The sequence below is a fragment of the Nitrospira sp. BLG_2 genome, assembly GCF_049222245.1.
In genome coordinates, this window is the sequence record NZ_JBLYIG010000651.1 from 1 (window position 1) to 10747 (window position 10747).

A 10747-nucleotide genomic window follows, 5' to 3' on the forward strand; every position below is an offset into this window, starting at 1 on the left:
CCATGATCTTTCTGACTGTTCCCATATAAACTTTTCCGATTTCGACTTCCTCGGTCAAGCGATTGATGATCTCCTTAGCTTTTTGCAATGAATCTCCGTCCGCAGACGCAATCGTGACCACACCTGTATCCTCAACGCTGATTTTGACTCCGCAGTCGGACTGAATTCCGCGGATGGTCTTGCCACCCGAACCGATAATATCCCGAATCTTATCCGGCTTGATCTTCATCGTATAAATGCGGGGGGCGAACGGCGATAGATCGGTGCGGGGACCCTCAAGCCCTTTCGACATCCGATCGAGAATGTGGAGGCGTCCCAGTCGAGCCTGCTCCAAAGCCTGCTGCATCAACGAAGTGGTAATGCCGCCGATCTTGATGTCCATTTGAAGCGCGGTAATACCGTTCTTGGTCCCACATACCTTGAAATCCATATCGCCCAAATGGTCTTCAAGGCCAAGGATGTCCGACAAGATAATGACGTCCTCCCCTTCCTTGATCAAGCCCATTGCAATGCCGGCGACCGGTTCCTTGATAGGGACTCCGGCGTCCATCATGGCCAACGTACCACCGCACACGGTTGCCATCGAGGAAGATCCATTTGATTCCAGAATTTCAGACACAATCCGCAATGTGTATGGGAAGACATCTTTATTCGGAATGACGGGTTTCAACGCCCGTTCAGCCAAGGCTCCGTGCCCCACCTCACGCCTTCCCGGTGAGCGGAGCGGCCGCGCCTCACCGACGCTGAAGGGTGGGAAGTTGTAATGCAGCATAAATGTCCGAGTGTACTCGCCCTCCAACGCGTCAATGCGCTGCTCATCGTCGGTCGTCCCTAGGGTCACCACCGCCAAGCTCTGTGTTTCGCCTCGCGTAAAGATGGCCGACCCATGCGCGCGCGGCAAGGCACCCACCTCGCAAGTGATCGGCCGAATATCGGCCGGACCGCGTCCGTCGGCGCGCGACCGGTTCTCCAAAATCATCTTCCGGACTTCCGTGTATTCCAATTGATGGAAAACAATCTTGATATGCCGCTCCCTCGAGGGATCATCCGGCTTCTTCAGTCTTTCAAGGGCATCGGCCAGAACGTCATCCAACCGCTCCTGTCTGGCGGTCTTGTTGGCAATCATGATGGCGTCACGAATCGGTTGCGCAACCACCGTCTTGATCTCGGCTTGCAACGCGGGGTCGATCGACTCTTCAATCACTTCCCGCTTCACCCGGCCGACCTTCTTGGCCAATTCATCGATCTTCTGGACGATTTTCTTGATCTCGGCGTGAGCCAATTCCAGCGCTTCGAGCATCGTCTGCTCGGATAATTCATTGGCACCCGCCTCCACCATCATCACGGCGTCCGCTGTACCGGCAACCACCAGATGCAGTTCGCTCCGTTCCATTGTGTCGAGATCAGGGTTGACAACAAGCTGGCCGTTGAGCCGACCGATCTTCACTCCGGCAACGGGGCCGTTGAAAGGAATGTTCGACACGGCGAGAGCCGCCGATGCCGCCGTGATTCCAATGACGTCGGAAGAACCGGTCTTATCCGCCGAGAGGACTGAGGCAATGACCTGCGTTTCATAATAGTAGCCTTCGGGAAACAGCGGGCGAATCGGGCGGTCAATCAAGCGACTCGTCAGGACTTCCTTTTCAGCCGGTCGACCTTCTCGTTTGAAGTAACCTCCGGGGATTTTTCCTGCCGCATAGGCCTTTTCCTGGTAGTCGACCGTCAACGGAAGAAAGTCGATACCAGGTTTGGCCGTTTGCGCGGCCACGGCCGTCGCCAAGACGACTGTGTCGCCATACGAGGCCCAAATTGATCCATCAGCTTGCTTTGCGACGCGGCCGGTTTCGAGGCGGAGGGTCCGACCCGCAATGTCGACTTCTACGACATGTATCATCTATGGTCTCCTCTGGTTAGATCCACAGATGCCCACTGAGATGCGTTCAACGACAAGTGACGAGTTCAACATGAACGTCTGAGCTGCTCAGTCACTTGATGGCACTTCGTGTGAACGCATGTCGGTGTTCATCTGTGGGATATTGAACGATGCGGAGGGCCTGTCCGACATTGCCTTCATGACGAGGCGAAGGAGGTGCCGGCAGATCGAGGCCACAGGCCGCGAAAAACGTCGCCATTACGACGACCGATTACTTGCGAATACCGAGTCGATCGATCACGGCACGATACCGCGCGTCATTCACACCGCGGAGATAGTCCAGCAAACGTCGCCTGCGTCCGACCAGTTGCAACAATCCGCGCCGCGAGTGGTGATCTTTTTTATGACTCTTGAAATGTTCAGTGAGATACGTAATCCGGTTGGTCAACACGGCAATCTGAACTTCCGGCGACCCCGAATCTTTGTCATGCTGTTGATATTGCTTAATGAGTTCGCTCTTTACTTCCTTCAGTAATCCCATATCTACTCCTTCCGCATTAATGACTCAAGAGACCCAGTACCTTACGAATTCGAATCGGCCCCACGCAGCCGGTATCGTGAGACCCAATGGCCAACAACTGACCCGCTTCATTCTTCAAGCGCACGGAAACGGCGGCGGGTGAAGAGGGCAATTGCCCGGCTCCTACCGGGAAAACGGGCGACCCATGCAGGACACGCTGGGCCTGTTCCGCGTTCACAACCACCGCCGGAAGTTGCGAGAGGAGTTGGTCCAACGAAACGAACTGTCCACGAAGCGTTCCCGCCGCAAGATGGCCGCCAACTTGGTCGAGCGTCATGGCCTGTTCGATCGATAGCGGACCGACACGGTGACGTTCGAGCGTAAGGAGATGTCCGCCTACGCCTAAAGCCTGCCCGATGTCGGCGCACAGCGTGCGTATATATGTGCCTTTTGAGCACACAATACGCAGGGCCACGTCACGGCCGTGAACGGCCACGATCTCCAACTGATGAATGGCGATCGACCGCTCTTCCCGCTCGACCGTTCTGCCTGCTCTGGCCGCTTTGTAAAGCGGTTGTCCATCCACTTTCACGGCTGAATACATCGGTGGCAGTTGCCGTTGCACTCCCCGGAATCGAGCGATCGCCGCCTGCAGCGCGTCCTCCGTCACTTCACATGAATCGACTCTGGTCAAAACCTGCCCGGTTGCATCCTGGGTGTCGGTCGTTTCCCCCAAGCGCAAGACGGCACGGTACTCCTTATCCCAATTGATCAGGTATTCAGCGATTCTTGTAGCTCGCCCGACAAGGATGGGCAAGACGCCCGTGGCACTCGGGTCCAGCGTGCCGGCATGACCGACTTTGCTGACGCCCAATACCCGCCGGATCTTGGCCACGACATCGTGTGAGGTCCAGCCGGCTTCCTTGTAGACAATGAGGACTCCCTCCAGAGGCCCCCCCTCGTCGGTTGTGGCGCCTGCCCGGTCCATACCCTTAAGAATCCGCCGTCCTTTGCTCGCTGTTTGGAGAGTCCTGAGCCTCATGTTGTTCGGACTCCCCGTGCAATTCTTCCAATAGCCGCATGATACGGTCACCGCGAGCTCCACTGACATCCTTCTTGAAAATCACATCCGGAAGGTAACGGAGCGAAAGCCGCCGTCCTAACTCCGATCGCACAAACCCGCTGGCTTTTGAGAGACCGGCAAAGATATCCCGCTCCGCCTCGCCCGTTTCCATAGTCGTGACAAAAACATGAGCGATGCGTAAATCCCCTGTCAACTCGACATCGGTGACCGTCACATCACGAACCCGCGGATCCTTGATTTTGCGCATGAGGATATCCGCCACTTCCATCCGGATCTGGTCGGCCACCCGATCTGCTCTCTTATAGGTCGTCTTCGACATCTGCTATCCCGACATTGTCAATCGCCAGCATGGCGGGGAGCCTACAGTAACTCTAATTGGGTCCTGACCACTTCGACCGCCGGCATGCTTTTAATCAGATTCAACGCTTGCTCAAGCACTTGGTTGACGTGGCTACTCTCATTCGAGACACAAGCCATCCCTAGGACGGCCTTCTGCCAGAGGTCCCCCCCGTCCACTTCGGCGACTGAGAGGTTAAACTTGCCCCGCAGCCTGTCCTTGAGCCCGTGAATGACCTGTCGCTTGTCTTTAAGCGATTGGCTACCTGGGATGAACAATTCTACCGTGCATAGACCCACGATCATGACCAGGTTTCAGTTAGAGTAGGCTCATGATGGAGGCCACGATTCAGTTCAATGAGCGCGCGCCGGGCCTTTGGGGTAAACGTGCGCTAAAAGTCCGAGGCGCCTACTAGAGTTTCGCTGCAATCTTATCGATCGCATAAGCCTCGATGATATCGCCGGCTTTGATATCATTGAAGTTCTCGATGCTCAAGCCACACTCATACCCCTGCTGCACTTCGCGCACATCGTCCTTGAAACGACGCAGCGATGCGAGCTTGCCCTGATAGACCACCACATTGTCTCGGATCACCCGAACCCCGGCGCTAGACCGAGCGATCGTTCCGTCAATAACGTAAGCCCCCGCCACAGCTCCGACCTTGGGAATTGTGAATACCTGCCGGACTTCTGCTCGTCCCAAAGTGCGCTCTTTCAGGGTAGGCTCGAGCAAGCCCTCCATCGCAGCCTTGATGTCGGCGATGGCGTCATAGATGATCGTGTAAAGCCTGACATCGACACCCTGCTGTTCGGCCAATGCGGTCGCCTTCGGCTCCGGCCTGATGTTGAAACCTATAATGATGGCTCGCGATGCGGCCGCGAGCAGCACATCGGATTCCATGACTCCACCGACACCGTTATGAATCACACGAAGCTTAACGGCTTCTGTCGACAGTTTTTCGACTGCGCCTGCCAAGGCTTCAGACGACCCTTGTACGTCGGCTTTGATGACAATGGCCAATTCCTTCACGGATCCTTCTTGAATCTTGGCAAAGAGATCATCCAACGAAACTTTCGCCGGGCCGGCCAGTTCTGCTGCCCGCCGCTTTTGAGCTCGTTCTTCCGCGATCTCGCGGGCGACTCTCTCATTGGAGACGACATGGAAGACGTCTCCCGCCGACGGAACGCCAGGCAATCCGGTCACTTCAACCGGAATGGACGGACCTGCCTGTCGCGCTTTGTCGCCCCGATCATTAATGAGAGCCCTGACGCGCCCGCTGAAGGTTCCCACGACATAGGCATCCCCCACCCGGAGAGTCCCGCCTTGAACCAACACCGTCGCAACAGGGCCCCTTCCCCGTTCAATCTTCGCCTCGATGACGGTGCCTTTGGCCTGTCGGTGTGGATCCGCCTTGAGTTCAAGCACTTCCGCCTGAAGCAAAATCATCTCGAGGAGAGTATCGAGCCCGGTTTTCTGTTTGGCGGATACCTCGACCATAATGGTATCCCCACCCCATGCTTCGGATATCAGTCCATGCTCAGAGAGGGCGTTCTTGACCCGATCAGGATTTGCGGTCGGCTTATCGATTTTATTCATCGCCACGATCAGCGGCACTCCGGCTGCCCTGGCATGGTGGATCGCTTCTATGGTCTGCGGCATCACTCCGTCGTCTGCCGCGACAACCAAAATGACGATGTCCGTGACCTTGGCCCCACGAGCCCGCATTGCCGTAAAGGCTTCGTGGCCCGGAGTGTCCAGAAACGTCACTTGTTTATCACGCACCGAGACGGTATAGGCGCCGATATGTTGAGTAATGCCGCCGGCTTCTCCTTCCGCCACGTTGGTTTGGCGAATCGCATCGAGGAGAGACGTTTTCCCGTGATCGACGTGACCAATAATGGTCACCACGGGCGGTCGAGGCTCCGGCCGTTCGTCCCCGCCCGTCTCAACGACATCTTGCAGCAACTCGTCCCCGACTTTCTCGACCGATATTTCTACCTTGACTCCGCTTTCCTCGGCGAAGATCGATGCGGCATCTAGGTTCATAGGTTGGTGAAACGTCAGCATTTGTCCCATGTCCATGAGCTTTCGAACGATGTCCGCCGGCCGTTGGCCAATCAACTCGGCGAACTCTTTCACCGTCGTCCGTGGAGTGACTTTCACACTCTTCCGGCGTGGCTTGGTGATTTCTGCCGGGCTGCTGTGGTGTACATGCTTGGATCGATCCTCCCGTCGCTGCACAGGAATCGCGCGAAGGTCTTGCCAACGAGCGGCATCCTCGCGGAATTTCACATCTTGCTGATCATCCTTCGGGCGGCCTGGTTTGCGTGCTTTCTTCAGCTTGTCTTTTTGCGCCTCGGCTTCGATAGCCTCGAATGCCATGCTTTTCTTCTTACCCGTCACAGGTTCCGGAGTCGGCGCCCCGACCGTTGATGGAGCGACGATCGGCTTTGCCGGCACCTCTTCCTGTTTTGCGACCAGCGGCGGCGGCGCGGGCGTGGAAATCTCGTCCGGACTTTCCTCCGTCGGAAGACCGCGATCGATGAGGCCGCCATTGGGATGCTCAGCGGACGGCGTCGGTGTCGGCGCGGCAATTGAGGGCGCCGGCTGGGCCGAACGCTCACCTTCAATACTCGACGGTGAAGGAATGACTTCGGTCGGGTCATCTTCTTTCTTGCGTTTGATCAGGATACGGCGCTTGTCAGGCTTGGGCGGTTCTTCGACGACATGGCTCCTGGCCCCCGCGGCTTTACCATGACCCGCATGCTCCGCTGATTTTGCACCAAGCTCCACTTCGACTCCTGTCCCCTGGCCTTTCGATTTTGAGGCCAGCTTATCCATCACTCTCTGAACGATCTCATCATCCAGCGTGCTGCTATGAGAGGAAACCGACACCCCGATCTTCTTGAGCTCGGGAATGAGCACTCGATTTTCCATTCCTAACTTCTTTGCGAGTTCGTATACGCGCATAGCCATGGGCAATTCCGTATTCTATCCGCTCGTTGCTTCTTCAGCCCTGGCAGCCTGCCGAGCTTCTTCTTGCAGTCGTTGAGCCTCAGCTTCCTCTGCGAGCGCCGCTTTAATCTCCTTATCGCGTTCTACTTTTTCTTTTTCGTATTCCGTCGCGCTGATGATATCGATCTTCCATCCCGTCAACCGTGCCGCAAGCCGAACATTCTGACCATTTTTACCGATCGCCAACGATAATTGCGAGTCGGCCGCGACCACGAGCGCCGACTTCTTCTCTTCGTCGATCCCTACCTTTTCGATCGTCGCAGGGTTCAAGGCTTCGGCAATAAAGACTCGCGGGTCCTGAGTCCAGGTAATGATATCGATCTTCTCGCCCCGCAACTCGCGAACGACCGCCTGCACCCGGGAGCCTTTAATACCGACACAGGCTCCCACCGGATCCACAGCCTTTTCACGTGAGGTGACCGCGATCTTCGTCCGGTCTCCCGGCTCTCGAACGACCGATCTGATCTCGATGATCTTTTCCATGACTTCGGGCACTTCGAGTTCAAAGAGCTTCGCCACGAACTGAGGATGGCTGCGGGACAGAATGACTTGAACATCCTTCGGCGTACGACGAACCTCAAGCAACATCGCTTTCACGCGATCGCCGCGCCGATATGTTTCACGCGGAATCTGCTCTTGAATCGGCAGGATGGCCTCTGTCTTTCCGAGGTCCACAAGGTAATTGCGGCGTTCCATGCCGAGAATGATTCCCGTAACGAGATCCCCCTGACGCGTCGAATATTCTTTTTGAACCGCTTCCCATTCCGCCTCACGCACTTTCTGGAAGATGACTTGCTTCGCTGTCTGGGCGGCAATCCTTCCCAGTTCGTTCATTTCAATCAGCGATCCAATTTCGTCGCCGATCTCCGCCTCACTATCGTATTGGCGGGCTTCTTGAAGAGAGATCTCCGCTTTGGGGTTGCTGACCGTTTCGACGATGATTTTCTTGGACACGACGGAAATTTCCCCCGTCTTTGGGTCGATCTCCACTTGGATGTTTTCGGCCTGGCCGAATCGTTTCTTCGCGGCGGTCTGCAGGGCGGATTCTATAGCTCCGATGACTCGGGTCTTGTCGATTCCTTTCTGGCGCCCGATTTCGTCGATCACTGAGATCAGTTCTCGGTTCATACGTCACGCTCCTGCATCCGGTTACCGCCTACACTCTCCAATTTTCCGGCCCCTAAATCTTTACGATCAGTTTCGCTTCAGCAATCATGTCTCGATTCAGTCTCACCGTCTGGGGTGTCCGCATTGCGCCCACCTCCAGGACGACCGCCTGCTCATCCACGTGCACCAATTGCCCGGTGATCCTCCACTGACCGTCGAACGGTTGCCGAAGCTTGAGGCTCACTTCTTTTCCGATTGCCCGTTGATAGTCTTGAGATCTCTTGAAGGGCCGATCAAGGCCCGGAGAAGAGACTTCAAGGGTAGAGGCATGGGGGAACGGATCGGCCACGTCGAGCGCCGGTCCTAGGGCCTTATGTGCCTGCTCACAGTCTGCAATGCTGATTCCGCCCGATTTATCGATCAGAACGCGAACGACCGAGCGAGGACCTTTCCCCACACACACGACATCAACCAACTCAAGCCCGAGCGTCCATAGGATCGGCGAAATGACTTCGCGCAACCGGTCGGCAACCGGCTGCGGACCACTGCCCGGTATGCTCAACCCATTGTCCTTTGACATGTGCCCAAACAAAAAAGTGGGCTTGAGCCCACTTACAGAGGGAGCACCATAGCATGCACCTCAGTGCAAAGCAAGGGTGCTAGGAGGCTCTTGGGACTTGCATGGTAGTTCGCCAACATCCTTGCTAGCCGGTCAACAACGCCCAGCGGGCGGCGAGCGCTTTTGTGATAGGGCCCGGTTGGCCGGAGCCGATGGTTTTCCCATCGATCTGAACAACCCCGAGTACTTCGAGCGTGGTTCCGGTGAGAAATACTTCATCCGCGCGGTAAAGGAGGTCGATTGGTATGAAGCGTTCTTCGATCACGAGATCGTCTTTCTTCGCCAACTCCAAAACCACGGTCCGTGTGACGCCTGATAGAATGCGCGGACCTTCAGGGGCCGTGATGACAACCCCATCTTGAACAGCCATGACGTTGCTCAGCGCCCCTTCCATGACAAAGCCGTCTCTGACTAAAATCGTTTCGAAGACGCCGGCCTTCTTCGCTTCTTCACGGGCAAGGACATTGGCAAGGAGATTGACGCTTTTGATATCACAGCGCCCCCATCGAAGATCTTCTCTGGTACATACGCTGACGCCGGCGCGGCGGACTTCTGGTGCCAGAGGATGAAACTCCCTGACAGTGATGACCACCGTTGGAGAAATATCAGAGGGGACACTATGTTCACGGGGAGCTGCCCCTCGGGTGATCTGAATATAAATCTTGGCATCTTGGTACCCGGCGAGACTGAGTCCTTGTTGGATCCAGCGCGTCCATTGCTCGTTGGTATATGGCTGGCGAAGCGAGAGTTCTCCTGCGCTTCGATTCAGCCGTGCAAGATGTGCTGCAAGCTCGAACGGACCTCCTCGATAGGTGCGAATGACTTCGTAGACGGCATCTCCAAATTGGAAGCCACGATCATCGATGGAAACAGTGGCTTCTTGCCAGGGAAGGAAACGGCCATTGATGAATGCAATGTCGGGCATAGTTCAATTCCTCGATGGTGGCCCTGCTTCTATTCTGAACAGGCGGCGGTCTTCCGCGGTAAATTTCCACCCCATGCGCTTTTCGAAGATCAGCTGATAAACCCCTGGCTGCGCGGCTTTAAACTCGAAGATGCGCTGCCCGTTTTCCACCGCGTTATTGCTCGCGATGCGGAGGAACTCATCACTGAGCAGCGCAAGTCCTCCGGTGTCATAAGACGGCACCCACTGCTCACCTCTGGTGCGATCTTCCCAGAGATGAATGAAGAATGACTGGCCGACCATGACCTTGCGGGAGTCGCTGCCGTCCAAATCGGGACTGTGATCGGCCCTACAAGTACTCACGTTGATAGGCTGACCCATGTCGTGAAGACAGCCGTTCAGCCGGATTTCCCTTCTTTATATTTTCCGCCGAGGGCCGATCAGAATATCATTCCCGTCCAGCCGGACTTCGTAGCTTCCAACACAGTACCCGCCGCCATCGATGCCTTGTCCATTCCTGATATCGAAGGCCAGATCATGCCAAGGACAGGCAATGACATACCCTTTGAGTCTCCCCTCAATAAGCGGGCCGCCCTCATGGGGGCAACTATTATGGATGGCATACAACTTTCCCTCGACATTGAATAACGCGATCGGACGGTCATTGATCTTGACGATCTTTGACTTTCCGGGAGGCAACTCATCGATCTGTGCAACCTTTAGAAACCCTTCCATCGTGCGTATTTCCTCTGGCTGTCTCTTAGCCCGCATTACTCATGAACGCTTCTGCTGCAATCGTGGATTCGCTACTGCGACAAGCCTTCGGCGGGCAGGCTCGCCCCTCGCAACCTCGACATACTGTTTCAAGTATGCCTCGGTTCCTCGGGGCTCCACGTGCCCGTCTCGCTACGCGACTGCGCGATTTCGCCACGAACCTCCATGAATAATGCGGGCCAGCCTCTACATACGAAGGGCATACTTGAGCTCGTCGTTTTTTGCAACTCCGGCTTTCTTGATGAATCCCGATTCTGCCTGTATCACATACCGAACGGCTTCGGGTGGCGGCCCGAAACGGGGGCACGGATCCTTAGCGCATGGCTCCGCATCTTCCTGCATATGCACCACATGATGACTCTCGTCCACCCATAGAATGTCGATGGGGAATCGATATTCTTTGGTTGTCACGCGATGCATTCCGTTTTGCTCAAAGATATAAAGCATGCCGCCGTTGGGAGGCAAGGCATCGCGAAAGGCAAGCCCAAAGAGCAACTTCTCCGGCGTATCCGCC

The 10747-nt window shown here is 55.9% G+C and carries 12 protein-coding genes; all 12 read right to left on the bottom strand.

Going from position 1 to position 10747, the window contains the following annotated elements; translation table 11 throughout:
- Positions 1 to 1894: polyribonucleotide nucleotidyltransferase (gene pnp / locus ACOSYY_RS17245; RefSeq protein ID WP_421664052.1), on the bottom strand; the 1894-nt coding region annotated here is incomplete at its 3' end.
- Between the two features lie 250 nt (positions 1895 to 2144).
- Positions 2145 to 2414, bottom strand: coding sequence for a 30S ribosomal protein S15 (gene rpsO / locus ACOSYY_RS17250; RefSeq protein ID WP_421664054.1), 270 nt, complete (start codon positions 2412 to 2414; stop codon positions 2145 to 2147).
- A 16-nt stretch (positions 2415 to 2430) separates the two neighbouring features.
- Complete coding sequence (gene truB / locus ACOSYY_RS17255) at positions 2431 to 3381, bottom strand: tRNA pseudouridine(55) synthase TruB (RefSeq protein WP_421664055.1); 951 nt, start codon at positions 3379 to 3381, stop codon at positions 2431 to 2433.
- 4 nt (positions 3382 to 3385) lie between these two features.
- Positions 3386 to 3796: a 30S ribosome-binding factor RbfA gene (rbfA, locus tag ACOSYY_RS17260; protein WP_421664057.1), complete on the bottom strand. Its 411-nt coding sequence runs from the start codon at positions 3794 to 3796 to the stop codon at positions 3386 to 3388.
- A gap of 41 nt (positions 3797 to 3837) precedes the next feature.
- Positions 3838 to 4119 (bottom strand): DUF503 domain-containing protein, encoded by a 282-nt coding sequence (locus tag ACOSYY_RS17265; RefSeq protein WP_421664058.1) that lies wholly within the window; start codon positions 4117 to 4119, stop codon positions 3838 to 3840.
- Positions 4120 to 4225: 106 nt separating this feature from the next.
- On the bottom strand, positions 4226 to 6790 hold the full coding sequence (infB, locus tag ACOSYY_RS17270; protein ID WP_421664059.1) for a translation initiation factor IF-2: 2565 nt from the start codon (positions 6788 to 6790) through the stop codon (positions 4226 to 4228).
- 15 nt (positions 6791 to 6805) lie between these two features.
- Positions 6806 to 7957: a transcription termination factor NusA gene (gene nusA / locus ACOSYY_RS17275; protein WP_421664060.1), complete on the bottom strand. Its 1152-nt coding sequence runs from the start codon at positions 7955 to 7957 to the stop codon at positions 6806 to 6808.
- A gap of 52 nt (positions 7958 to 8009) precedes the next feature.
- The gene (rimP, locus tag ACOSYY_RS17280) at positions 8010 to 8498 is read right to left on the bottom strand and encodes a ribosome maturation factor RimP (RefSeq protein ID WP_421664061.1); all 489 of its coding nucleotides are present in this window, start codon (positions 8496 to 8498) and stop codon (positions 8010 to 8012) included.
- Positions 8499 to 8640: 142 nt separating this feature from the next.
- Entirely contained in the window at positions 8641 to 9480 is an 840-nt protein-coding gene (locus ACOSYY_RS17285) for a D-amino acid aminotransferase (RefSeq protein ID WP_421664062.1), read from the bottom strand.
- A 3-nt stretch (positions 9481 to 9483) separates the two neighbouring features.
- A complete protein-coding gene (locus ACOSYY_RS17290; protein WP_421664063.1) occupies positions 9484 to 9822 on the bottom strand; it encodes a protease inhibitor I42 family protein in 339 nt (112 codons plus the stop codon).
- A gap of 54 nt (positions 9823 to 9876) precedes the next feature.
- Complete coding sequence (locus ACOSYY_RS17295) at positions 9877 to 10194, bottom strand: Rieske (2Fe-2S) protein (protein WP_421664064.1); 318 nt, start codon at positions 10192 to 10194, stop codon at positions 9877 to 9879.
- A gap of 225 nt (positions 10195 to 10419) precedes the next feature.
- Positions 10420 to 10747, bottom strand: a 328-nt coding sequence (locus ACOSYY_RS17300; RefSeq protein WP_421664066.1) for a DUF192 domain-containing protein, incomplete at its 5' end; no start/stop codon positions are given.